Origin of the sequence: Paenibacillus sp. AD87 (assembly GCF_001659845.1) — a bacterium.
Taxonomy (GTDB): domain Bacteria; phylum Bacillota; class Bacilli; order Paenibacillales; family Paenibacillaceae; genus Paenibacillus; species Paenibacillus marchantiae.
Genome location: NZ_LXQN01000022.1, coordinates 401,531 through 427,481, shown reverse-complemented (window position 1 = coordinate 427,481; position 25,951 = coordinate 401,531). Strand labels below are relative to the sequence as shown.

The 25,951-nt window shown below is 49.3% G+C and carries 21 protein-coding genes; 14 read left to right on the top strand and 7 right to left on the bottom strand.

Features of this window, described 5'->3' with window-relative positions; translation table 11 throughout:
• The first annotated feature begins 37 nt into the window (after positions 1 to 37).
• Positions 38 to 913, top strand: a complete 876-nt coding sequence (gene cysW / locus gpAD87_RS30070) for a sulfate ABC transporter permease subunit CysW (RefSeq protein WP_064642596.1) — start codon at positions 38 to 40, stop codon at positions 911 to 913.
• A gap of 226 nt (positions 914 to 1,139) precedes the next feature.
• Positions 1,140 to 1,379, top strand: a complete 240-nt coding sequence (locus tag gpAD87_RS30065) for a YezD family protein (protein WP_062322628.1) — start codon at positions 1,140 to 1,142, stop codon at positions 1,377 to 1,379.
• 149 nt (positions 1,380 to 1,528) lie between these two features.
• Here the strand turns inward: gpAD87_RS30065 and gpAD87_RS30060 are convergent, their stop codons facing one another.
• Complete coding sequence (locus gpAD87_RS30060) at positions 1,529 to 2,449, bottom strand: hypothetical protein (RefSeq protein ID WP_064642594.1); 921 nt, start codon at positions 2,447 to 2,449, stop codon at positions 1,529 to 1,531.
• Positions 2,450 to 2,667: 218 nt separating this feature from the next.
• On the opposite strand from gpAD87_RS30060, the gene gpAD87_RS30055 reads away from it, so the two are divergent.
• From gpAD87_RS30055 to gpAD87_RS30015, 10 genes are all read left to right on the top strand, one after another.
• Positions 2,668 to 3,078 carry a GNAT family N-acetyltransferase gene (locus gpAD87_RS30055; protein WP_064642593.1) on the top strand — a complete coding sequence of 137 codons (411 nt, stop codon included), beginning with the start codon at positions 2,668 to 2,670 and terminating at the stop codon, positions 3,076 to 3,078.
• Positions 3,079 to 3,297: 219 nt separating this feature from the next.
• A complete protein-coding gene (locus gpAD87_RS30050; protein ID WP_063566187.1) occupies positions 3,298 to 3,675 on the top strand; it encodes a hypothetical protein in 378 nt (125 codons plus the stop codon).
• Positions 3,656 to 4,936, top strand: a complete 1,281-nt coding sequence (locus gpAD87_RS30045; RefSeq protein ID WP_064642591.1) for an MFS transporter — start codon at positions 3,656 to 3,658, stop codon at positions 4,934 to 4,936. The genes gpAD87_RS30050 and gpAD87_RS30045 overlap by 20 nt, the downstream gene beginning before the upstream one ends.
• Positions 4,937 to 5,122: 186 nt before the next feature.
• Entirely contained in the window at positions 5,123 to 5,260 is a 138-nt protein-coding gene (locus tag gpAD87_RS32030) for a hypothetical protein (protein WP_157258615.1), read from the top strand.
• Positions 5,261 to 5,374: 114 nt separating this feature from the next.
• Positions 5,375 to 8,116, top strand: a complete 2,742-nt coding sequence (locus gpAD87_RS30040; RefSeq protein WP_064642589.1) for a class III lanthionine synthetase LanKC N-terminal domain-containing protein — start codon at positions 5,375 to 5,377, stop codon at positions 8,114 to 8,116.
• Positions 8,094 to 8,891 carry a hypothetical protein gene (locus tag gpAD87_RS30035; protein ID WP_064642587.1) on the top strand — a complete coding sequence of 266 codons (798 nt, stop codon included), beginning with the start codon at positions 8,094 to 8,096 and terminating at the stop codon, positions 8,889 to 8,891. The genes gpAD87_RS30040 and gpAD87_RS30035 overlap by 23 nt, the downstream gene beginning before the upstream one ends.
• A complete protein-coding gene (locus tag gpAD87_RS30030) occupies positions 8,891 to 10,351 on the top strand; it encodes a hypothetical protein (RefSeq protein ID WP_064642585.1) in 1,461 nt (486 codons plus the stop codon). The genes gpAD87_RS30035 and gpAD87_RS30030 overlap by 1 nt, the downstream gene beginning before the upstream one ends.
• The gene (locus gpAD87_RS30025; RefSeq protein WP_064642583.1) at positions 10,333 to 12,102 is read left to right on the top strand and encodes an alpha/beta hydrolase family protein; all 1,770 of its coding nucleotides are present in this window, start codon (positions 10,333 to 10,335) and stop codon (positions 12,100 to 12,102) included. The genes gpAD87_RS30030 and gpAD87_RS30025 overlap by 19 nt, the downstream gene beginning before the upstream one ends.
• A 256-nt stretch (positions 12,103 to 12,358) precedes the next feature.
• Positions 12,359 to 12,991, top strand: a complete 633-nt coding sequence (locus gpAD87_RS30020) for an NAD(P)-dependent oxidoreductase (protein WP_064642581.1) — start codon at positions 12,359 to 12,361, stop codon at positions 12,989 to 12,991.
• A 140-nt stretch (positions 12,992 to 13,131) separates the two neighbouring features.
• Complete coding sequence (locus gpAD87_RS30015; RefSeq protein ID WP_064642579.1) at positions 13,132 to 14,784, top strand: bifunctional ADP-dependent NAD(P)H-hydrate dehydratase/NAD(P)H-hydrate epimerase; 1,653 nt, start codon at positions 13,132 to 13,134, stop codon at positions 14,782 to 14,784.
• A 478-nt stretch (positions 14,785 to 15,262) separates the two neighbouring features.
• Here gpAD87_RS30015 and gpAD87_RS30010 read toward each other — a convergent pair whose 3' ends face one another.
• From gpAD87_RS30010 to gpAD87_RS29995, 4 genes are all read right to left on the bottom strand, one after another.
• Entirely contained in the window at positions 15,263 to 16,915 is a 1,653-nt protein-coding gene (locus gpAD87_RS30010) for a methyl-accepting chemotaxis protein (RefSeq protein WP_063568252.1), read from the bottom strand.
• Between the two features lie 27 nt (positions 16,916 to 16,942).
• Positions 16,943 to 17,950: a BMP family lipoprotein gene (locus tag gpAD87_RS30005; RefSeq protein ID WP_231952952.1), complete on the bottom strand. Its 1,008-nt coding sequence runs from the start codon at positions 17,948 to 17,950 to the stop codon at positions 16,943 to 16,945.
• A 423-nt stretch (positions 17,951 to 18,373) separates the two neighbouring features.
• Entirely contained in the window at positions 18,374 to 19,984 is a 1,611-nt protein-coding gene (locus gpAD87_RS30000; protein ID WP_064642577.1) for a gamma-glutamyltransferase family protein, read from the bottom strand.
• 205 nt (positions 19,985 to 20,189) lie between these two features.
• Entirely contained in the window at positions 20,190 to 21,089 is a 900-nt protein-coding gene (locus gpAD87_RS29995; protein WP_063568255.1) for a glucose 1-dehydrogenase, read from the bottom strand.
• A gap of 168 nt (positions 21,090 to 21,257) precedes the next feature.
• Here gpAD87_RS29995 and fosB point away from each other — a divergent pair, with 168 nt between their 5' ends.
• Complete coding sequence (gene fosB / locus gpAD87_RS29990; protein WP_064642575.1) at positions 21,258 to 21,677, top strand: metallothiol transferase FosB; 420 nt, start codon at positions 21,258 to 21,260, stop codon at positions 21,675 to 21,677.
• A 130-nt stretch (positions 21,678 to 21,807) separates the two neighbouring features.
• The gene (locus tag gpAD87_RS29985) at positions 21,808 to 23,619 is read left to right on the top strand and encodes a S9 family peptidase (protein WP_064642573.1); all 1,812 of its coding nucleotides are present in this window, start codon (positions 21,808 to 21,810) and stop codon (positions 23,617 to 23,619) included.
• A 96-nt stretch (positions 23,620 to 23,715) separates the two neighbouring features.
• On the opposite strand, the gene gpAD87_RS29980 is transcribed toward gpAD87_RS29985, so the two are convergent.
• Positions 23,716 to 24,753 (bottom strand): phosphotransferase family protein, encoded by a 1,038-nt coding sequence (locus tag gpAD87_RS29980; protein ID WP_064642571.1) that lies wholly within the window; start codon positions 24,751 to 24,753, stop codon positions 23,716 to 23,718.
• A 17-nt stretch (positions 24,754 to 24,770) separates the two neighbouring features.
• On the bottom strand, positions 24,771 to 25,745 hold the full coding sequence (locus gpAD87_RS29975) for an SMI1/KNR4 family protein (protein ID WP_064642569.1): 975 nt from the start codon (positions 25,743 to 25,745) through the stop codon (positions 24,771 to 24,773).
• Between the last annotated feature and the right edge of the window lie 206 nt (positions 25,746 to 25,951).

The window sequence follows — 25,951 nt, the reverse complement described above, 5'->3', positions numbered from 1 at the left end:
GCAGTGAGCCAACCTAAACCAAAAGGAGGTACAGAATATGGCGGGTACCGTTCCATTGACGCCTGCTTCCCGTGTGCGAACCGGGCCGGGGCCAAACCGTGCAACCACGGAAGCACCATGGGTCAAATGGTTGTTGATCGGATTGGCAAGTCTGGTGCTGCTCTGGCTGCTCATCTTGCCGCTGGTGATCGTGCTGATGGAAGCGTTAAAGCAAGGCTGGGGTGTCTACATCGCCGCGCTTACCGAGCCGGACGCGATGTCAGCATTGAAACTTACGCTGCTGGTTGCCGGGATTACCGTACCGCTCAATACGATATTCGGTGTGGCGGCTGCGTGGGTCATTACCAAGTTCCAGTTCAGGGGCAAAGGACTCATGATCACCCTGATCGATCTTCCTTTTTCGATCTCGCCTGTCGTAGGCGGGTTGATCTTTGTCCTCATCTTTGGTTCAAATGGATGGTTTGGACCGTGGCTGGCCGAGCATGATATCAAAATTATTTTTGCCCTGCCCGGCATTGTCATCGCAACATTGTTCATTACATTTCCCTTCGTTGCCAGAGAACTGATTCCGCTGATGGAGGATCAAGGCACGAGGGAAGAAGAAGCGGCAGTTACGCTTGGTGCTTCTGGGTGGCGGATCTTCTGGAACGTGACACTTCCCAACATCAAGTGGGGACTGTTATATGGCATTATTCTGTGTAATGCGCGGGCGATGGGCGAGTTTGGCGCCGTGTCTGTTGTATCGGGACATATTCGCGGGGAGACCAACACCTTGCCGCTGCATGTCGAGATCCTGTATAACGAATATCAATTCTCTGCTTCGTTTGCCGTCGCCTCCTTGTTGCTGATTTTGGCTCTGGCAACGTTGCTGCTCAAGAGCTGGTTGGGTCATAAAACGATTCCCGAAAAGTGATGTAACACTCCTGTATCCATGCCGATCATCTTGGTTTTGAAGAGGGTTCCGAATGAAAATGGATTTTGTTTAAACTTCATGAAAATTCGGATTGACAGCTACTGGAAGCCCTGCTAATGTATAAACCAAGTATATAGGTTGGATAAGAATGAATTATAAGTCGGGTTGGATGACAGCGCACTTGAGGAATATAGCGGGCAGTAGCCCGAGAAGAGGAGGCGGCTCTATGGCTAAGCCGTTAAAAGTGGATGAGGTATGGATGGATCGCATTGCCGGACAACTGAATGACATGGAGTTTGGCTCGTTACACATCGTTGTACACGAAGGCCAGATTGTGCAAATGGAGCGGACCGAACGCAAGCGTTTTGAAAATACGCCCTCCGGCAGCGCCTCCAAATCCGGCAGCACTGCACGAAGCAGCTCACCCCGTTCATTGCGCTCATCGAATGCAAGCGCGAAGGGATAGGCATCATGTAATCCAGGATCGAATTAGGCATAATGCAAAAAAATAGTAGAAACCAAAAAAGAGAAGCCGCGATTTTCCGGGCTTCTCTTTTTTTGGTTTTGAATGAACTGAGTCTGTTGATACCAAGCCAACCGAGTTAACAGAGAGGTTCACTTTTCAGAAATGGCTCCAGATGTGCGTGGTTTATAGAGGTTTAGCTCCATATCCAGGTTCTCATCCTCATGTGCTTCTGTACTGCTATTCAATTCCTTATCCGAATCGGTGTGTCCCGCGTACGGGCGATCACTGCGAGAAGGCGTTCCTGTCAGGCTGAAGCCAGAGATGAACAGGATGAGTTGCAATCCCAATGTGTAGGGAGCAGCAGCAAGTCCGATCAGATGAAGCAGCGAGCACATGGCAATTAGAGCAACAAGTGCTTTGGTTACTGTGCCCGATGAACCCTGTCTTGGGCTGGACCAGAGCAGATAACCATAGAACACCGTGATGATCAAAGAAACGAAGCGTATCCATGGCAAAGCACTGAACCATGAATGCCAGAAAGGATACAACAGACCTTGTTGACGAAACACAAAATCAGCGATTAGGTACAGTACAGCTACTACAGCGGTTGGCTCGGCAGCTGGACGAATGACATTCCAGATCGCTCTTCCCCAATGGTCAGGATGTACGGATCGATTCAATTCATCGGACAATGCTGCACTCTCTCGTTCCAGAGCTCTGTGCATCAATGCCAGTCGAGCGGGATCAACATCGATAATACAGCTGCGGATCTGATCCTGAAGCTGTGGAGACAGATGCACTGCGGCTCTGCAGGACAGCATGGCCGTTAATAATTCATGATGCTCATGTTCCGTTATAGCAACATTCCGTTGTTCTTTGGCTGTGAGTTGTCCCAATAGGGTTGTACTTATGTATAATGTATCTCGTTTCGCGTGCATTCGCCTGTCCCGGCTTCGTCTGACCTCAGTGGCTGACCACACGTAGAGTCCAAGCAGCACAGCGATCATTCCGAGTAGTACAGCCACGAAGCCCGGATATGAGAATAGAGCAAGCATCCAGCGTTGAAGCACAATGGTTCCTCCTTTGCAAAAACTGTAGTGTAGCATGAAACACGGTTCACATAAGCTTTCTCTCACTATTACACAGGAATTGCGTGAATTCAAGCAGGAACAGTAGGAATTTACTGTCATAAGAAGGACCACGGCACCCATGCAAAGAAGATGTGATTTCCATGAATTTTTTTAATTCTACACATAATTATAGGTTTAATAGGAAGGGAGCATGATACATGGACCAGATCAACATTGAACACACACCGCCCTCAGCAGCAGAATACCTAGCGTTACGGAAAAGCGCAGGTCTTAGTGCGATGAGCAACGAGGGGGCGGAGATTGGGCTGCCCAATAGTCTTTTTGCCGTATGTCTGCGTGAAGAAAATGAAATCGTAGGCATGGGCCGGGTCATCGGGGACGGAGGTTGCTTCTTTCAGGTGGTGGATATCGCCGTGCGCCCGGATCAGCAGGGAAGAGGATATGGCAAATTGATCATGAGCGAAATCATGAATTATTTGCGTGAACATGTGCCTGCTCGTGGTTTGGTTAGCCTGTTGGCTGATGTCCCTGCCGATCGTCTGTACGTTCAATTTGGCTTCGACTACACCAGTCCGAAATCGGAAGGTATGTGGTGGAGACAAGATTGAGGGAAACAGCTGAGTTAAGCCTGTTTAAATAAAATTAGCCTTATATATGTGAAATAGCCTATCAATACCTCATTCGTGTATTCAACCAATTAAACCTTTGGTTATCCAAAGGTTTTTTTACTTTACATCCATTTATTTACAAGTATAATGTAATTTAAATACAATTTACGATTTACAAATTACGATAATCATAATAAATGCAGAATGGAGGAGACGAAATTGGATAAAGATCAGCGGACTCAATTTAATCGAATGGTGGAACGATCCATGGAGCAAGCCAGCAGAAACCTATCGGGAACCAAGGGGGTTGTCTCCGTAAGATTAAGTCAGGAAGAGATTGATATTATTGATCAGCTTGTATTTCTTGAGCTGGCCAAGAACCGATCTGATGCAACGGCGATGTTAATCAGGGAAGGGATTCGGACTCATCAATCGTTATTGAACGAGATTCAGGAGTATACGGCAGAGCTTGAGCGGGTAAAGGCAAAAATACAACAGTCCATTCGCAATTCAGGTTTGTTGACACGTCTGCAAAGTGAAACTGGAAGTGAGATCGAAGGGAAAGGAGAGAGAGTGAATGAAACAGACGAAAAATGAAATCCATAACGACAGTTATGGATCTGTTCTGCGTCTTCCATCTTTTTGTGTACTTCTTGCAGGCAGGCTGATATCCGGTGCAGGTCAAATTTTATTTTCCATGGCTACGATGTGGTATATTCTTCAACTAACCGATTCAGCACTCGCAGCAGCACTGATTCCTATGTTGCCATACTTTATCTATGCTTTTTTGGGTATACCACTGGCTACAATCAGTGATCGGCTGCCCAAAAAGCAGCTCTTGATCTGGACAGATGTACTTAGAGCATGCGTGGCCTGTATATTGGCCCTTTTATTCATGAATGGTCAGATGGTACCGTGGCATATCTATGCTGCCAATTTGCTCATTGCGATTCTTGGATTTTTGTTCAATCCGGCAACCCAGACCGTCATCCCCGCAATTCTGCCCGACCCGTCGAAACAGTTAGCACCAGCCAACGCACTTCTAAATTCATCTTCTAAAACAATTGAATTGCTTGGATATGCTGTAGGTGGCATATTGGTGGCGTTCATCTCAGTCCAGTCCATCCTTTTCATCTATGCACTTACCTTTCTGCTATCTGCTTTCTCCATTGTCTTTATTCATATTCCGGTGACCAAAGTGGTCAAACAAAAAGGGATCTCTGGCTTCATGAAGGACAGTTTGCAAGGGATTACCTTTTTGTTCTCGCGTAAAATTTTGGCCAGCTGCATCATTTTTGGTGCCATTATCAACTTTGCTGGCGCGCCTCTGCACATCTTCACTCCGATTTTTGCTGACATGGTTCTTCATGCGGGACCACAAGGCTATGGTCTTCTCCAATCTGCCTTTGCCGCTGGTAGTATTGCAGGCTCTTTGCTCAGCGGGAAATATGCCAAACGGCTTTCGCTTGCTCGATGGTTCCTAATCAGTTATCTCATCTCAGGTGCAAGTTTGCTACTCATGCCTATGTTTCCTAATCTGTATATCGCCATCGCCTGTTCATTCTTGTTAATGTTGGGGCTTGCCCTCGTAAATGTACCGTTGGTTACCTCGATTCTTCTATCCACACCGGAAGAAAAGAGGGGGCGTGTCATGAACAGTATGGGGGTCTTAATGAGTGGCTTCAGCAATCCGCTGGGTTTATTGCTCGGAGGCTGGCTCATTGAAACGTATAATCCATCCTGGGTGTACATGGGAATCGGTGCATTTGTTATTGTCATGGGACTGGGGAGCATGTTTGTCCGGCCTTTCCGAGAGGAACAGGGGCAACGCTCCAGACAGCAAACGGCATCTGTGTGATCAAGATTCATATGTCATATTAGCTCTTTTTTTATACGATAATTCCGATTGGGTTAACGTGTATATGTCATATAAATGGATAATGTAAATAATTATTGTAAAATAATTCAATTAAAAAGAAGGAATATCAAAATTTATGTAGAAATTGGTTATTAAGAGGGGGAGACAAATGGGAGGTAATTTATCATGGAAAACAAGGAAATTTTATCTGTACAGGACTTGATGGCATTAGAGGTTGAAGAGGATAACTACATGTTCGAGGAAACTAGCCTGTGTACCGTGTGTAGCTGGACAAGCTCACAGACAATCGCTGTTGAGAGCTAGGAACATCTTCATTAAACGCTCTATCCAGTAAATTTAAGGATAAGTCTTTGATTTTCGCATTACTAAAATAATTGTACCTCCCCCTCTAACTATAACCAAGAGGAGTGATTCTCATTGAAATTCGCAAATGTATCCGTTAAAAAGGACGCCTTTGAGAACGCTTTGGAACATATAATCCGGGAACTTCCCCAATCCATCCAATGGTCGAATGACGGCCATTGGATTTGTTTTAGACCAGAGGATTTGAAACTTCCTTCACAAGGCTGGAAAATACATCTATCTGTGGTTCCTGGAGAAGGAGCTGAACTGTTACGCCGCATTACACCTGTTTTGACGGAGCACGGTGTGCAGTGGAAGGTTGTGAACAGTGGATTGAAATTGATTGAAACGTCCAATGGATCTAGCCCCCTGCCTCAAACGGGTAAATGTGTCACGATCTATGCAGCAAACGAGAAACAGTTTCTGAACCTGCTTGAGGATATGTATGTATGCACCAGCGGATTTGAAGGCCCGACTATTCCTACAGATCGGTCATACCGAGGGAGCGGGTGCGTATTTTATCGTTATGGTGCGTTCACAGAACGATTCTATTATGACCGTTACTCGGGAGTAAAAGTGCATGCGATCCAGAATATCGAAGGTAATCTGGAGGAGGATCGCCGTATACCTGGTAGGTATAAGCCTGAATGGGTCAACGAGCCGGAGGAACTTCTTCGTATCCAGGCCACCAAGAAGGATATTTCTTCCTCCAAAGTATCCAGTTCCAATAACAATGAGTTCGGAATACGAAATATTCGCGTAAAGCGTGTGTTCAAGAAGTCAGGCAAAGGCGGGGTATTTCTCATTTCAAGTGCGCGGCATGCGCAAGCCGTTATGAAAGAAGCAGTCCATCGAATGCGTGTCGATAGTGCTGGACGCTCTGCCCACGACTATCTAGAGAATGAATATCATGTACTTGAATTGTTGAAGGAGACGGGATATACCCCCCAGCCACTTGATCTGTTCAATTATGAGAAGAATCGGTATCTGATTCTGGAGTATTTTGATAGCATCAGCCTGCGGGAGTATATTCATCGCAGACATGTTGCCGCAGATTATACCTGGACGGAGATGGCTCGGATCTGCCAGGATGTTCTGGATATGGTGGAGACCTGTCATCGTAAAGGGGTTATTATTAATGATCTGACACCTAACAATATTGTTGTATTGCCGGATGGAAATGTACGTCTGATTGACCTCGAATTGGCTTACTTACGAAATGGCGAGAGGGAGACCAAGCCATTGACTGGGCATACGCCCGGATATGTGTCTCGTGGTCGGGAACACAGTCAGAGATCAAGTGTTCAGGATGATATCTATTCGCTCGGGGCTGTTTTCTATTATATGGCATCATCTGTGGACCCCTATTTCAAATATCAGACGGACTATCTGAAATGTGGTCAGGCTTTGTTGGATGGTCTGGTCAATATGCAGCAACTGCATGCCCTGGGCAACCTTTCCGTGCGGATCATGACTGGCGTGTATGAGCAGTTGGCAGATATTCGCAACGATTTGGCTACAATTTCGAAAGAACCGATGCATGAATTAAAAGGATCATCCCTGTCATTGAACAGCCAATTAACTGCTGCCGAGGTATTGCGTCAGGCGCAAAGGACGGCTGATTGGCTCTATAGATCGCTTGATTTCGATAATAGGCATGAACTGTATCCGGAAAACAACATGAGCCGGATGTTTCATCCGGCAAATTTTAACTTTGGATGGACTGGCATGGTCTACGGCTTTAACCAGCTCGGTCATATTACAGAACATATTCAGTATCATGAATATGCTAGAGAAGTTATGGAATGGATCATGACTCACCATCCATACATTCCGGATGAGACACCGACCGGATTATACTTTGGATATGGGGTGGTCCCGTGGAGATTGGCTGAGACCGCAGAGGCGCTGAATGATTCTTCATTGCTTGATCTGGCGGAGAATTTGGCATTACAGCTAACTCAGAATGACCCGACCCAAACCAACATCAGTCATGGAGCTGCAGGTCTGGGATTAATGTTATTGGAGATTCACCGCATTGGAGGGCGCCCGGAACTACTTGAACGAGCCGAGGCAATGGCTGCTTATATTTTGAATCAAGAAGAGCGGTACGAAGATGGACGGAGTATGTGGAAAGTGAAAGAGCAGCCGAGTAAGAAAAATGGTGGGCATTATTCACTGGGATTCTCCCATGGCATCGCTGGGATCGGTTACTTTCTACTCGCAATGGCAGATCGAACCGATAAGGAAACCTATATATCAGCAGTGAAACGAATTGTCCACACACTGGATCATACAAGCCATACCGGACAGAATGGCCTGAAGATATGGCCTGCAACACCTGAAAAACCGGATGCGCTCTGGGTACACTGGTGTAATGGATCGGCTGGCATTGGGCGTTTTCTTCTGGCGGCTGCCGATGTGTTGGGTGATCCGGTGTCTGCGAGGCTCGGCAAAGAAGCGGCAGATGCGGTGGCACAGACCACGATCTTTGCTTCCTTCGGGCAATGTCATGGGTTAGCTGGCAACGGGGACTTTCTGCTTTTGGCGGAGCGTTGTCATCCTGGCAGGTATGAGGCCAGACTGGAAAAATATGCACAGCTGCTGGTGGCGATGAGAAGTGACAACCACGACATGTGGATGTGGCCACTGGAGGATATGGAATCATTCTCACCTGATTACATGACCGGATATATGGGCGTATACTCCTTTCTGCTCCGTCTTTTTTATCCTTCAAGGAGTGCAGAAGCGTTGGTTTATTCGGGTTTCAATTCTGCTAAGGAGGCGATGGATCATGATATTAACATCCATATCTGATGTTCTTCCACAATTTCGGCATGAACAGGGCACGTACGGGGACCGTTATTATGCAGCAGCGCCAGAGTACCGCGAAAACGGATCTTCATTAATGATCATTGATCATGGGCAGAGGCAGTATACACTCGATTTGTGGAGCGGAGCAGGCCCGATGACGTATTGGGAAAATCGGGTCCAACCACTGCTGGAGTCACTTGAATGGGATGCCCTCTATGCAACAGTTCCTACTTCATTTCCGTGGGGAAAACTTGGATTCCGGGTGGAAGTTCTTGCACATAGACATCGATTTATCGGTAGCTTGAAAGATATCCCTGTTTCGGATATCCCATATGATGCAGCAACCTGGATTTCTGCGCAGGGGCAGGAGGGGGAGGTAGCCCGCATTCTTTCGGAAAGCGACCCCACCTGTCCCGGTTTGGAAGCCGCCCGTCAGGTCGTCAAAGACATCTATGGCGGAGCATATGGAACTTTGCTGGAGGGGTCCGGATTGGTTGAATTGGAGGGGCAAAGGATGGGAGGCTGCCTGCTAAGTGATGAGTTCGGATCTGTACTGATTGCTCATACATGTACAATACCCTCTGCTAAACGTAAGGGCTGGGCCCGCTGGCTTGCCGCTTATGGTCTTCAACGATGTTTAACAGAACAATATGAAACGGTAAAAGCTTCGCTCGACGTGGGCAATATCGGCAGTTATCGATTAATGGCTTCACTGAATTTGCAGCAGATTCCCGAAACTGCACATGTATGCCGGATTACGAAAGAGCGTGATTGCTAATGACGCCTGTTTTACTTGGAAGTACGCAATATTGTGATCTGCGAAGCGATTGGCTTCGTTCCAGTCATGAACCTGGGCTGTTTGTAGTTGAGGGGGAACCGGACGCGGTGAAGCGCGAGATGCAAAAGCTGCACACTCACTGGCAGGATCAAGCTATTGCGATATCGGTAGATCATCCGTATTATTCACTTCCCATCATCTATCAGCTAAATCCGGTTCAGCCCACCAGCGATCTTGTAGCCTGCAAAAATACCATCTTGAGATTTAAAACAGCGGGATGGGCTCCAGGTCAAAGGAAATGGGTAGTGGTGGAGGTTGCTTCACATTTACATGCATCTGACCTCGGGGCCATCCACCATCTTCTGTATCGCCAGAAACTAAGAGGAGTCAGTGTACTGCTCTTTTTCCACCGATATCCCTCCAGAATGCCCACTCACGGTGAGGTGCACTGGCTTCCAATCTCGCTTGTCAGAGAAACGCCTAACCATACCCGAAGTTCGTTGGATGAACATCTTGCAATCGCAAGAAAAAAGGGTGGACAAGAGAAAACATTGGCGCTCTACAACAGGCTGGCCTGGATTTTGTTGTCCAAGTCGGATGATCCGGTCCGGTATAGGGCTTGTTTGCATTTTTTTAAATACAATACGTTATTTCAACGTTTATCAGCAGCCCAGCAAGCGGTTCTATGGTTCGAACTGGCGCAGTTGCTCACCAAAAAAGGCATGGATTATACGGCAGCGCGATACTGCTATTCAGAAGCCCGAAAGGTGCTCTCTCATAAAGAATTAACCGAGTCGTACCGCATTGGGAAATGCTGTGCGCTGGATAATGGCGAAGCATTGATCGAGATGCAGGAGGGCAATGTTGAGCGTGCAATTGAGCTGGAACGGCAGGCGAGTCGGCGTATTCAGCTGCTTCCCAGTGGTCCTGACCAGCGTACTTTTCAGATTCAGACTGCGTTGAATATTGCGGGGCTGCAGCTCAGATCGGGCCAATGGGCTGAAGCTTATACTGCTCTGCTAGATGCGGAGAAGCTATGCACCGAGCACTATGCCGATTGGCTCAGTCCTATACTCGAATTAAGAATGGAGATTCTTCGGCAGCATGGTGAAGAAGAGAAGGAATACCAACTGCTGATTCGGTTGCTTCGATTGAAGACTGTATCCATCAATACCAAGCGGCTCCGTCGTGCGGTGGAGATTGCTGGAGAACAAGTACGTCGAGGGTCAAACGATCTGGCTGCCGATGTCTATCGTCTATTAATGATGTCCCTTCCTGCTGCCAATCTGCCGCAGATTGAAAAGATTCGGCAGGCCATAAACAGTCTTGATACAGATGTTTCATCTGGTACTTCTGTGCTGGATCAATACATCGACAGATTGCGGAGTCAGTTGGAGGAATGGGAGCGGCTGAAGCTCTGGAATGAAGGGAGGGAAACCAGGTGCGTCGTACATTTCTGACACGAATGAGCGTTAATCGGGAGCGCACTGGAATGCTTTTGTCCTATGATAACGGTTATACGGAATGGTGCGCACTTGATGAGACAGGTCAGATAACAGACAGGCAATGGTTGTATGAACATGCGGCAGATCCGGTTGATCGGACGCAGCATACTCAGTTTATTGCACCTGATCAGGTGCTGATCATCACCCAGGGCAAAACCGGAAAACGGCTGCATATGTATGAAATGCAAGCTCAGGTGAAGCTTGTCCATACCCAGGCTTTGCAATTGCCTTTTGCTGTCCTGCAGGCCGCGTGGCAAGGAGAGAAGTTGCAGTTGCTTTTTGCTATCCGTAACAAAGAGAGTTCCGTTCGATTAGGGCTTTACGATGCGAAACGGGAGGAAGCGAGATGGATTACAGCTGGTCTAGATCATCCGCAATTGGCTTTCTGGTCTGCATCAGAACAGGAAATTGGCTTGAATGTTGATGGACAAGGGAGGGTATATTCAAACAAAGACCAAGTGGGTCAAAGTGAGGAGTGGACATATACGGCATATCCATATCCAGTCATGGACAAGCAGGGCGATCTCATTGCGGTGTCCATCCCTTCAGAGCAGGGGTTCAAACCGGGATGGATGAAACAGGGCGAGGATATTGTGCATGAATTGCCTCCAAATTGTGAAGGATTCTCTGAACTGGTTCGCGTACAGATTGATACAGTTACACAGAAGATCCTCTGTGAAGGCATAACCCGTGGCAGATGGCATTATGTGCAGTATGCATTGCAGGAGAAGAAGGAAGTATTACAGCTTCGAGATTATCCGGGAATACTGACACAGGCTGTTCTTAGCAGGGACAAGCAGGGGCTGGTGGGCAAATATGAGTCCATCGCGATAGATCCGGTACCAGGTCTATTCCGTTTCCGAGATCAAACCAATACCATTGCTCGGGTTCAAGGAGAGCAGGAAGTTATTAATAGCTTTCGCAACACTGGGGAGCTTGATGTGAAATACGGAGAAGCCTACTATGGGTCCGAGATCATCCCTTATTTGGATATCCACCCGAAGGATGCCGTACAGGCTGTCATTTACCTGCATGGAGGGCCGCATAACTGCCTGTTCGACAGCTATAGTCCAGTGATGAAGCGATTATCAGAGTCTGGCGTACGGGTGATTGGGCTCAACTATCCGGGTAGCTCCGGCTTTGATTCTGGTTACAGGCGTCGTAATGAGAACGATTGGGGCGGCGTGGATGCAGATGTGGTCCGGTTTATCCGGGAACAGGTGTTATCCTCTTATTCAGACGTAGCTCTGTATGGCGTCAGTTATGGAGCTTATCTTGCATTGCTTGCCGCGGGCAGAGACCCAGTGCTGTGGAGTGCCGTGGTAGCTTGTGCTCCTTTTACGGACTTGGGCAAGCTGTATACAGAGGGAGGGGCGAAGCTCAGGTCTTTTTTGCAAAAAGAGATTGGTGAACTTCTTAAGGATGAATCTGCTCTGAGGAACCGAAGTCCTGTAGCGTATGCTACTGCTCTAAGCGAAATCGATATCTTGTTCATTCACGGCAAGCTAGATCAGCTCTGTCCGGTGGAACAGACTGAACGGTTATATCAAGAAATACTTCAATACCAACTGGCTTCGGATGAACCGTTAGGCAGACGGGAACTTCATATCATCGAAGATTTGGAGCATGCAGTATACTCGGAACGGTTCTGGGTACAGAAAGCTGTCGATTTTATAACCTTAGCCAAAGTGGGTCAAGCAAAATAGAGGTAAGCTGCCGAAGCCGCGATCGCGGCTTTTTTGGCGATGGTTGGAGTTTTCTTTTGAACGGAAAAGGCAGTTGTAATTACTTATTTAATACGGCATGTATATGGGATCGGGCGTTTGAACTAGACTCAAGGTTTACAAGTGGGCACAGACGGTTTAAGATGGCGTGAGCCGTTTAAGGTATATAACAATGGGATTAAGTATTAAAATAACGGTAAGTTGACAAGATGATATCTACTGAAAAGAGGGATTTGATATGAAAGTTGCCATTTTTGGAGCAACCGGAGCGATTGGAAAGACGATACTGTGGGAGTTCATGGACCGTGGTCATGAGGTAACTGCAATTGTTCGTGATCCTTCGAAGGTTGAGATGGAGCATGAGCGTTTGCGTGTAGTACAGGGGGATTTGCTTAACCCGGACCAGGTTGCCGATTTTACAGCAGGACAAGAAGCTGTTGTGAGTGCCTATGGACCGAAGTTTGGTGCGGAGGAAGAGATGTTGGAAGTTACACGTTCATTAATTGAGGGTGTTCGCCGTGGAAAAGCAGGACGTTTGGTTGTCGTTGGTGGAGCAGGAAGCTTGCTTACGGATTCTGGAGAAATGCTGATGGACACACCAGGATTCCCTGAGGAAGTCAAACCACTGGCGAAGGCTCATGTTGATGCGTATAACCTGATTGAGGGATCGGATATCAACTGGACCTACATGAGTCCTGCGGCTACGATCACAACAGGAAGACGGACAGGCCTGTTCCGGGTTGGTATGAATCGTGTAATCACAGATGATCTTGGTGAGAGTTCGATTTCCGTTGGTGATTTTGCAGCTGCATTGGTGGATGAGCTGGATGATCCGCAATTTATTCAATCCCGGTTTACGGTGGGGTACTAAGGGTTGCAGAAGTAAAGGACGGGAAAACAGATGCGAATATTAGAATGAAGCGAAGCAACTTGGAAAAAGAAAGAGATATCGCGACATTAACCTATTCGAAGATGTAAATTTCCGTGAATTTCACCGGGGAGGGATGAACGTTGTTTATCGTAACCGCTGAACAGATGAGAGCCGTGGATGAGCATACGATTCACAAGCTTGGCATTCCTGCTGCCAGTCTGATGGAGAACGCAGGCAGAGCCATCGCCGAGGAAGTTATCCGGCTGTGCGGGAGAGAGGACGTTGGCCTCAGTTCGGAGCAGCAGGGCCGCTTGGACAAAAACGGGAAGCGGGCGCACACCGGGCCCGGGGATCGGCCTGTTCATGGTGGCGACATCATCGCCGATCCGGCGCTCGTGATGGAGCAACCCGGCGATCAGCAGTGGTACATGCTGATCGGGAAGGGTAATAATGGCGGCGACGGGCTGGTTGCGGCGCGCCATTTGGTTGAAGCGGGGCTCGGCGTGACTTTGGTTTACGCCGATGCGCCTGATGCGTTGCGGGGCGAAGCCGCAGTGCAGCGGGATGCCGCCGCGCAGCTCGGCATCCCTGCTCTAGTCCACGGGCGCGAAGCCGTGGACTTCGGCCGGTGCACGGGCATCGTGGATGCGCTGCTGGGCACCGGCTCGCGTGGGGCGCCGCGCGGATCATACGCGGCGAACGACAGCGGCAAGCCGGTCGTGTCCGCCGATGTGCCAAGTGGGCTGAATGCTGACACCGGGGAGGTATATGAGCCCTGCATTCAGGCCCGGGTGACCGTATGTCTCGCGCTGCTTAAGCGCGGGCTGGTGCAGTACCCGGGTGCATCTACCGCGGGGCGCATTGTGGTGCGCTCCATCGGCATTCCCACGCGGCTTGCGCCGGAGCATGGCCCCTTGGTCCGTCTGCTGACGGAAGAGGTGCTGCGCAGTGCGCTGCGCGTGGACACGGGCCGTCTCCGGGCACCGGACGGCCACAAGGGCACTTACGGCCACGTGCTGCTGGCCGCAGGCAGTCTGCCGATGAGCGGCGCAGGCCTGCTCTCGGCCAAAGCCGCGCTGCGCGCTGGCTGCGGGCTCGCCACATGGGCGCTGCCCGCGGCACTGCTGCCGCATGTCATCGGCACCGTGCCCGAGCTCATGCTCGCTGCCGCCGCAGATGGCGACAGCGGCGAGTGGAACGCGGTTTCCGCGGACGCCGTGCTGCGTCTCGCGGAAAGCCGCGACGTGCTCGCGACCGGCCCGGGCCTTGGCCGCTTCAAGGGCGACACAGACTGGCTGCGCCGTCTGTGGCAACATTCGGATCGCCCGCTCGTCATCGACGCGGACGCCCTCAACATGCTGGCAGACGCTGGCCCAACAGGGCCTCGCGACTGGGGCAAACGAAGTGCAGCGACTATCCTGACGCCGCACCCTGGGGAGATGGGCCGACTGCTGGGCATGTCGACCCCCGAAGTACAGCGTGACCGAATTGGACACGCTGTACGGTACGCCCGCGAGCAGGGCGTGACCCTGGTGCTCAAGGGAGCACGAACGGTCATCGCAACGCCATCCGGCGAGGCGTATATCAACACCACGGGGCACGCTGGCATGGCAACCGGCGGTGCAGGAGACGTGTTGACCGGCATTATCGCCGGTCTGCTCGCCCAAGGGCTCAGCGCGGAGCAGGCTGCCACCTTTGGCGTGTTTCTACACGGCCAGGCAGGGGAGAGAGCTGCGCTGCTGCGCGGTGATCCGGCATCCCTGCTCGCCGGGGATATCGTTGATGCACTATAAAACAGGGGCATGATTGGTGCCGACTCTTGGTACGTACATTCGTTACTTCATAAGCTGCATTTACACCGCTTTGAGCTCGGGTGATAGGTGTGCTGCATGCCTTTGCACAAAGGACGAAGATATAAACCACTCATAACATTAAGAAAGGGATGTCCATAGTCATAAACATGACGAGGACATCCCTTTTTAGTGGTATTAACTTTTAACGAATCAAACACACGCTATGAGCTGCATTTTCCATTAATCTGCGCTAGAATCCCAGCGACGTGATTTCACTGATCGGCAGGTTCTGGCCCAAGTTTGTACCATTATAACGAGAATAACGTGACTGAAGTTCGTTAATCTGTGCATTCGACCCAAATTCTCTAATTAAGGTGTGGTCGATTCGTTAGAATGGATTAGCGCTTCGACCCGAGAAAGGAAGTTCCTTTCAACCTTCGGTACAGACGCTTCTCTTCATTCTTTTATCATGGTTCAACTACAACCGGAACCGTAAAAGCTCCTGATGCATCTCTGCACTGATATCCCGCAGGGTTTTCACCTTAGTGCTTGCTTCGGCGAACGAACGTTGTTGCTCGGCCGTAGAAGCTGTAATTTCCTCACTGCTTGCAGCCGATTGTTCCGTAATGGCACTGATATTTTCAATCGCCTGCTGAACCTGTGCGCTAAGTTCACTGGACTGCTGCATGTCTTCCGTAAGCTGGTTAATACTTGTGCTGATTCGCTCTACACTGTGACGAATTCCGGAGAAGGATTCGCCGGTTTTTCCGGTGGCCTGCTCCTGTTCAGCAAAGAGCTGAATGCTCTGTGTCACAGAGTTTTTCACTTTGCCCATAGCCGTTGTGATTTCGCCGACAGCCCCAAAGATATGCTGTACCGATTGCTCGGATTGCTCGGCCAGTTTCTTCACTTCCCCCGCGACGACAGCAAAGCCGCGTCCGGCTTCACCTGCACGTGCCGCTTCGATGGAGGCGTTCAGAGACAGAAGGGTTGTCTGCGTAGCGATGCTTGATACATAAGCAGTCATGGTTGCGATCCGGGAGGCACTCTCCTCCAATTCCTGGACAGTCTTTTCTACCTCGGACATGGCAATCCGGTTTACTTCAGCCAGTCGAAGCTGTTCCTGTACGGCAATGTGTCCCTCCTGCACGGAAGTCAAAACTTCGTTACCATAGATGGCCGATTGTGAAGTCGCCTGAAGATTGCTTTCAAACATATGCTGCATCTTGTCCACGACCATAACCGTGTCACTTAGATCCTCAGCAATTTTCTGACTGCCAATCGATAGCTCTTCGGTTGTTCTGGATACTTGCTGCACAATGGCCTGCACGGTATCATTGCCGCGGTCAATGTCCTGCGCCATCCCATCAACACGGTTTCCTGCCGCACCGATGGATTGAATGATACTGCGAATATTCCCCGTCATAAGGCGGAAGGAGCGGTTTAAGTCATCCAATTCATCTTTGCCTCGTGTCTCCGGAAGCTGCTGCGTCAGATCACCGTTCGCAATTTGTCCTGCTGCTTCCTTCAAGCTGCGTATGCGTCTCGCCAATTTTCGTGAAGTGTACATGTTGAACACCAGCACAGCGACAAGCAGGATGATGGCTCCGGCGAGGGCAATCTGCCAGGTCCGCTGAATGTCTTGTTCAAGATCTACTGTGTATTGGTCATATCGATCCCGGGTCACCTCATCCAGCATATAGATATCATTTTGTATGCCTTTGACCCGTGAGCTGAAACGTTTGGCGTCCGAACTGTTCATGGCTGTGATGGCTTCGGTGGCGCCCGTGTCCAGAGCTGTTAATTTGGTTTGGATCGATTGTATCAGGCGAAGCTGTTCATCCGTTTCCAGCAAACCTTCTGTGAGCTGCTTTACCATGGTTTTACCTTCATTCAGCAAGCGTGCAACATTATCCTGATTGCCAGCTGTCATGGAGAACGAGTACACATCGAGCGCCTGCTCGGTCTGTATCTGGTTAGCGTTCAACTCCGTGACCTTCAGCATGGCAGGCACCAGATTTTGATTTTTGGCATTCATGCTCAGCAATTGAATAATGATATAGGCTACAAGCAAAAGGCATAACAGTAACGATACTACGGCATTCATTATCAGCTTTCCCTGCAATTTCATAAGCGTGCCTCCATATTAGCAATTGGTTTATTGATCTAGGGTAATTTTGGTTTTGCCGGAAGCGATCTGTGCTTTCAAATCTTCGAACGTTTGCTGTTGTTCGTCCGTGAGTGTGATGTTATGTAGGGCGGTTAAACCTACGCCGTTTTCTGCCAGACCATAGAACATTTCTTTTTCGGGAAATGAATGCTGGTTCTGAATGAACGTATTAATGGCGTTATGAAGAGAGACATCTACATTTTTGAGCATGGAAGTGAGTACTGCTTTTTCTGCTAAAAAGAACTGATCCTGGTCCACGCCAATGGCGTATTTACCTAATCTCTGAATCTCTGAAAGTGAGCCTATGCCGGTAAGTCCGGCAGCAACGTAAATGACATCAACACGCTGTTCCTGAATCATCTGCGCCGCGAGTTTTCCTCCAAGATCAGGATTGCCGAAATCCCCGGCGTACACGACATGGACTGTGGCATCCGGATTAGCCGCCTTTACACCTTGCTCAAAACCTTGCTGGAAATCGTGAAGCACCGGAATATCCATTCCACCCAAGAAGCCTACATGGTCTTCGGTTGTTGCAAAGCCAGCAATGATACCTGCAAGATAGCTGCCTTCTTCTGCTTTGAAGGACATGGAGGTCACATTGGGGAGATCGGAATGCCCGTCAATGATGAGAAAGTGCTGATCGGGATACTTCTGAGCAACCTTCTCCAGATCGGTTTTTATCGTGTCGCTTAGACCAATAATCAGATCAACTTTATCCTTCGCAAATTGCTCAAAAGCTGCCTCGGATGTCAAATCCTTTCCAGGTTCCTTGTAATCAAAAACAATACTGTTCTCGTTTCTTGCCTGTACCAATCCCTCAAAAGATGCGTCACTGAAAGAATGATCACCCAAGCCGACATCCGTAAGAACGATTCCGACTTTGGTTCGCTGATCTGCGGGGGACGCCTTATCGGTTGCCGAACATGCTCCCAGCACCAGAACAACCAGAACCATCATCATGGTGAACCCGAATTTGATTTTCCATTGTGTTTTCATGTGCGTATGCCCTCTTTTCTATAAGATGGAGATGACGTGTGAGGTGAGCAATTCCTCTATATGTATATCGGACGAGAGCAGAGTCTCTATAATGGGTAAGGATGAAAATTTACGAAAACTCAATAAAATTCCAATTAAACCCATAAATTATACATAGAATTTACATCTGAAGAGGCATGAATTCTATACTGAACCTGTACTACGTCTTGCTGGTCAACGGGAAAAAGAAAGACAAAAAAAGGGTAAAGAAGAGACCGATTAGATCTCTTCTTTGCCCTTTCCTTGAAACCAAACGAATGATGAATGACTACATATCATGAATCAAAAAATTCATATATATGAACGGTTTTCCCGGTTCCCGCAGCATATGCAATATTCCTGAGCGTTACGTTCCCGCTCTCATTCAGCTGCACTTGCAACGTATTACCACGCTGCTACCGAGCCATCTGTTCGGCTTTCCGTGCCGCCGCACAATACGCCGTTGTCCGGGTTGCGCCAGATGATCTGGCCGCGTCCAAACATCGACGGATCGAGGGCGACCTGTATATCATGCCCTTTGCGAGCAAGTGCCTGTGCAATATGTTGAGGGAATCCAGGCTCAACCAGAATCGTTTTGCCTTTGGTCCACTGCCAGCGCGGAGAATCGAGCGCAGCCTGTGGATTGAGGTGGAAGTCCACCGTATTCATAACGATCTGCACATGACCCTGGGGCTGCATGAAACCGCCCATGACCCCGAATGGTCCGACTGCTTCATCACCACGTGTGAGGAAGCCCGGAATGATTGTATGAAATGTCCGTTTGCCTGGCTCCAATGCGTTGGCGTGATCGGGATCAAGCGAGAAATTATGCCCCCGGTTTTGCAGGGCAATGCCTGTGCCTGGCACAACCAGCCCGGAGCCGAAGCCCATATAATTGCTCTGAATGAAGGAAACCATGTTGCCCTCACCATCTGCCGTTGCAAGATACACCGTTCCACTTGCCCTTGGGTCGCCCGCTTCAGGCGGAAGTGCCACATCACCAATGAGCTTGCGCCGTTCGTCTGCATACGCTTCGGATAATAATTCCTGCACCGATACGCCCATCTTGCGTTCCTCGGTAATGTATTTTTCCCCATCGGCAAACGCAAGCTTCATGGCTTCCAACTGCCTGTGGTATGCCAGAACGGATTCCTTTTCTTCAAAATCAAATCCCTTTAACAGATTGAGTGCTGCCAGAGCAATCAGCCCCTGACCATTTGGCGGGATCTCCCATACGTCATATCCGCGATAGGAGACCGAGATCGGATCAACCCACTCAGGTTGGAATGCAGCCAGATCTTCTTTGGTCAGGTAACCTCCGTGTTCTGCCATAAAAGAATGAATACGCTCCGCGAGTTCGCCTTCATAGAAGTCTCGCGCACCGCTCTCGCCAATCCGGCGCAGTGTTGCCGCATGATCCGGCGAGCGCCACATCTCGCCCACGGCTGGAACACGCCCGCCTGGGGCAAACGTCTCAAACCACGCACGGCCGGCTTCCGCATCGCCTTGGCGCGCATAGATGTCGGCTGCCCTTGCCCAATGGCGAGCCAGCCCCGGCGCAAGCGGGTAACCTTCTTCCGCGTAGCGGACAGCCGGTTCCAGCGCTTCCGCCAGCGTGACCCGCCCGAATCGGCGGCTCAGCTCAGCCCAACCCGCCGGTGCGCCAGGCACCGTCACCGGGATGACCCCCAGCTTCGGCATCTCCGAATGGCCTGACGCCTTGAGCGCCTCAATCGATATACTCTGAGGCGCAGGCCCGCTGGCATTCAGGCCATGCAGTTTGCCCTTGGTCCAGACGAGGGCAAAGGCATCGCCCCCAATGCCATTGGACGATGGCTCCAGCACAGTGAGCGCAGCAGCAGTGGCGATAGCGGCATCGATGGCGTTGCCGCCCTTTTTTAACACGTCCAGACCGGCTTGTGCAGCCAAAGGCTGTGAAGTGGCGACCATGCCTTGTTTGGCATAAACGGGCACACGGTAAGACGGATACGGTTGGTAGAGTGGATCGTAGTTCATCAGGTTGTTCAGCTCCTTGTCGCAAGATGTCAGGTTCCGGCTCGCCGGATCAATTACTCCTAACCCTCTTCGGAACAGGTAACCTGATCTCCTGCTGCCAACGCGAAATCCAACCTGACATGGCCCGTGAATGGAGATGATACAGTTGTATTCATATCAGTGCCATTATATTTTTTTCAAAGAATTTGAGGTATTCTCCAGATGACTAGGTCGTTACCATGTCGCCGCCATTGACATGAATGCACTCCCCGGTGACATAGGAAGAGTCGCGGGAAGCGAGATAGACGTATGCAGCCGCAAGTTCATAAGGTTGGCCTGCCCGGCCCATCGGCGTCTCGGTTCCAAATACCTGCACGTCTTCAGCGGAGAAGCTGGATGGAATGAGTGGCGTCCAAATGGGTCCCGGAGCCACGCAATTCACCCGGATTCCTTCGGATGCGAGCGATTTGGCGAGTACCCGTGTCAGAGAGACCACAGCCCCTTTGCTGGAAGAGTAATCGATCAGTTGCACTTCACCTTTGTAGGCCGTAATGGAAGCCGTATTGATGATGGATGCTCCTTTGCACAGATGTGGGAGAGCCGCCTGAATCAGAAAAAAGTAGGCAAACACATTCGTCTGGAACGTATGGTACAGCTGTTCTTCCGTAATATCGACAATGCTTGGCTGTACGTACTGCACGCCATGATTGTTGACCAGGACGTCGATCTTTCCGAAGGTTTCCATGGTCGTACGGATGACGGCCTCGCAGTTTTTCTTCAACCGCAGATCAATCTCGATCAACAGACACCGTTGTCCCAGCTCTTCAATGCGTTCACGTGTCCTTTCGGCGTCGGTCCGTTCATATAGATAAGCGATGGTGATATCTGCACCTTCCTTGGCAAAAGCAATAGCTGCCGCTCTGCCGATTCCACTGTCACCACCGGTAATAATCGCAACCTTGCCTTCTAGCTTGCAGCTGCCAATATAAGCAGGATCTTCGCTGATCGGTTCAGGCACCATCAGGGTTTCCAGACCTGGCTGCTGATCCTGATGCTGGGGTGGGAAAGCCAACTTTTGTGGCTTGCACACCGTCTTCTCACCGTAAAAAGGATAGACAGGATTCATTCGGTTTACATCCTCCTCGCACGTTTGTTCATACGCCTAAACTATGCATTCGCCCAGAAGAAGGTGCGACAGGAGGAAGAAGGGCATTTGTTTTTGGGGCAAAATATACCATAATAAGGATGTGGCTATTGCAACAGTTCATTAAAATGTGGAGGTGTCAGGAGCCAAATGAATATTCAGGGAATTAATCATCTGTGTTTTTCCGTATCCAATCTGGAACGGTCCATTACCTTTTATGAGCAGGCTCTCGGTGCCCGTATTCAGGTAAAAGGCCGGAAGCTGGCGTATTTCGAACTTGCCGGACTATGGATCGCTTTGAATCAGGAAGACGTCATTCGCAACTACACGGAACGAACGTATACACATATTGCATTTACCGTAAAAGAAGAGGAATTCGACGAGTCTGTGCAGCAGCTGCGAGCAGCCGGGGCTCACATTCTTCCCGGAAGACCACGCGATCCGAAGGATGCATTATCCATTTATTTTACCGATCCCGATGGTCATCTGTTCGAGCTACATACCGGAAATATGAAGCAGAGACTTGACTATTACCGTGAGGATAAACCCCATATGACCTTTTATACGTAATCGAATGAGCTGAAATGGAAAAAAATATGACATATCTATTGTGCAAACAATGGATGTACATATAATATGGACAAATATACCCTTAATTTACCACTGTTTGATACTTCGTTCATACTCAAGGAGGATTGTCATGATTCAGTTTCCCAAACCGGATGTAGAACAGTATTTCCAGACGTATCGGATTTCCCATTTTGCCGTATCTGCCGACGAGAAACGTTTGTTTTTTGACAGCAATCTGAACGGCCAGCCCAATATCTGGGCGATGGATCTGCCGGGTGGCTACCCGTATCCTTTGACGTATTTGAATCAGAGCAGCCAGTTTATCAAACCAGACCCAGAAGGACGTCATATTCTCACGGCGTTTGATCGGGACGGAGATGAGAATTATCATCTGTATGCACTTAAACCGGAAGGCGGAGTCCCATTTCCTGTTGTTCGGGCAGAGCCCAATGATCGTTGTTATTTCTCCCATCTGTCCGACGATGGGCAGCGTCTTTATTATATGACAAGTAAGGATAACCCGAACTATCTCAATACACGCCGGATGAACCTGGAAACGGGAGAGGATGAGCTTCTGCATCAGGGGGAAGAGGTCACTTGCAATCTGGTTGCTGTTAGTTCGGATGAACAGGCCTATGTGATCTTGAATTTATACTCCAATACCTACCAGACAGCATACGTGTACCGGAACGGTGAGTCAGAATCTATTATTCCGGTCTCCGAGCGGCAGAGTCAGGTCCAGTATGTCCTATTTGCAGACCATAATCGGCTTCTGATGATTACAAATGATAACGAACCGTACGCCTATGTGGCTGAATACCGATTGGACACTCATGAATTTCGTCCGCTATGCAAAGTGGAGGGAGAAGACGTGGAACTCATCCGCTGGCATAAGGATTCAGAGACGTTATACTTCTGGACGTTTACAGGTACCGAGAATCGGATGTACGCGCTGGACAAAGGTTCCGAGCTGCCTAGGCGTGTGGACATGCCACTGGATACCGTAGAACATGTGACGGTTACCAAGGCTGGCAATGTGTATATTTCGGGGCGTGGAGCTGTCCAGCCGCATAATATCTATCGGTTGATGACAGGCAGTGAGTCCTGGGAACCGTTGACTGCCAATCGGGTAACTGGGCTTGATCCGAGCGATCTCGTCTACCCGGATGTTATTCGATATAACTCCTACGACGGACTGGAGATCGAAGCGCTTTTTTTCAAGGCGAAGCCGGAACAGGCTAATGGTTACACGGTATTTTGGCCTCATGGCGGGCCACAAGCATCGGAAGCGAAATTCTTCCGTCCGATGTTCCAAATGATGCTGGCTCAGGGTTATCATATTTTTGCTCCGAACTTCCGGGGAAGCACTGGATATGGCGCCGAGTTTGGCAAAATGGTCGAGAGAGATTGGGGCGAGGGCCCAAGGTTAGACTGTGTTGCCGGTATAAACTGGCTGTTTGACGAGGGTATCTCATCACCGGATCGCCTGTTCGTGGTAGGGGGTAGTTACGGCGGGTATATGACCTTGCTGCTGGCAGGGCGTCACCCGGAATTATTCCGCGCTGCGGTTGATATTTTTGGGCCAAGTAACCTGTTCACATTCCTGGAATCTGTGCCGGAAGACTGGAAACCGATGATGGACAACTGGCTGGGTGATCCGGTCCGTGACCGCGAACGCTTAACGAAGGATTCACCGATTACGTATCTGGACCAGATGGTCAACCCGATGCTGGTCATTCAAGGGGCCAATGATCCAAGGGTCGTGAAGGCGGAATCGGATCAGATCGTGGCCGCGTTGCAGGGGAAAGGGGTAGACGTGGAATACATCGTTCTGGATGATGAAGGCCACGGCTTTTCCAGAAAAACGAATGAGATTCTCGTGTATCGGCGGATGCTGGAGTTTTTGCAGAAACATCAGGAAGTGCCGGTTGCACAACCGTAATTCATATGTGCATATTACCGATTTAAATATAGTCATGGTTTGAGAAAACCGCCAGAAGTGAGTGTGTCTCATCTTTCTGGCGGTTTTTTTGTTGTGTTAATCCAGTAAAGCAATTACCGAATCCATGTACTGCTCCGCCCAATGTGCAAAAGGCATATCCGCTGCCCAGGTTACTCGGCCTGTTGCTTTGCATTCACCCCATAACAAAATGCGCTGATAGAGCAGATGCACCCGAAGACGGGTGGCAAAGTGCTGGTATCGCTCCGTATCTGCTGCGCAGACAACCTCCCGGTAACCGTGTAGGAATCGTTTGGCAAGTTCGGGTTGGCCTTTGCGTACATACATGGCTGTCATTTTGGTTAGGTCAGCTGTGCCATCTCCAAAATAGGCTGTTGTAAAATCAAACAGACCACTAATCTCCCAGTCCGAAGTGAGGCTATCATCATTCCTCTGAATCACAAAGTTCTCGACCTTAAAATCACCCATCACAAATCCGGGAACAGGCATGGAGTGAAATGCAGATTCAGCGTTTTTTAATTGCTCGTCCACCCACTGTGTATCTTCGTCTGTTATCACGGAGTACTTTGCAGCATCCTGCAGCCAGTGATGGATTGTCCCATACAGCCAGTCCAGATATTTGCCCGCAAAGGGAACGATCTGCTTTGCTACAGGATCATACTCTCCCGCATCAGGGACCTTCCAACGGTGTAGTTCTGCTAAGGAGTGGGCAAGCATCGTAGCGATCTTCTCCTGATCCTCCTGTGAAAGTGAAGCCTGTAATGACGGATCATGCAGGTGCATTCCAGGTAATCGGGGCATGATGGCATAGCTCCAGCCCAATATGTCGGTATCTTCATGTAATAAATATGGATCAGGTACAGGAATGTTGGTGTGGGTTCTCAGCTGCTCTACAAAGAACTGCTCTTCCTGAAGTTGTCCTGCATATAACGGGTTGCCTTTCAGAATATATTCTCCCTCTGAAGAGCGAATAAAAAGTGTCTGACCCATCACACCCTCATCGGTTCGCTTATAATCTATAAGCGCTCCCAGATTGCAATCATGAAGCGCCTTTTGCAAGGATGCTTGCTCAATCTCACCAAGTTTATTGGAGCCAAAATAAATACGGGTTGTCATAAGCCCCTCCTGCGATCTCAGTCTTCATCCTCTTCGTCAGACAGATCAAACGTATCGGCATCAACCAATCCGCGAATAAAAGTTTCAAAATTAGGCGCCAGATATGTAATCTCATAATCGTCTTCCTGATCCACATGAACCACAGCAGGTTCGCCTTCAGGGCCACAGAATCGATAATCCAGCATCACTACATCGTGTCCGGCAGACGGACAATCACAGATCACAACACCAAGATCAGGGTATCCCCAATCTTCAATCATGAAACGGCTTCCAAATTCTCCGCCCAGTGTATTGGACTTGTCCCGTGCAATGCCCATAATCCCCGTAATGGCGATATGGTCTTCAGCCCATGAAGTAGCTTCTTTGGTTGGGAAAACAGTGTGTGCAGGGATTCCACCGTTCTGTGTGTTCATTAACTGGATATAGGAGGCAGGTAATTTGTAGCCTAGCTCCTGTTCAATGGTTTGGATCAACTCTTCGTCAAAAGGTGAAGATACATAACTTTCCAACGCATATTCACTCTGTTCCCAGAATGAAGCCGGATCGTAGGACCCGGAAGCGGCTCTGAGGTTGTTCAGCCTGCCACTGTGCTCCAATTCCAACAATATCTCTTGATGTCGTTGTCGATCCTGTTGCATTTTTTCAGCTTTGGGCCTTGTCCATTCGAGAAATTCGATAGTCGATTCGTCATGGGGCAAGAGCTCGTTTGCCATCTCAAAAGCTTTGAGTGCCTGCTCGTACATTGCCATATGATAATAAGCGTAACCCAACCGGTACTGCCAGAGTGGGTCGCTTGCTCCCTGCCCATGGATGAATAGTAACTGTTGGACAGCCTCACGGTAACGACCTTCATTGTTATACGCTCTGGAAAGTTGTCCAATTAACTCATAATCCCGCTCCGATTCGGGGATTTGTTGAATACGTTCAATAATGAGACCAAACTGGTCCTGTTCATGCCATTTGTTTAGTTGTTCCAGCAGTTCTCTTTCCATCACTATGCCTCATTTCAATAGGGGAATGTGAACCTAATTCCATTATATCTTACAAGCTCGCAGGATGGATGGGTACAGTATCCTATCCAGTCGCATATAAAAAACACTCCCACAAGCAGAAAGCCATCAAGACATTTCAACAAGGGGAGTGTTGTGCATTTTTATTAGATTGCGTTCATTAAATTACGCTCACTGTATCAATCAAC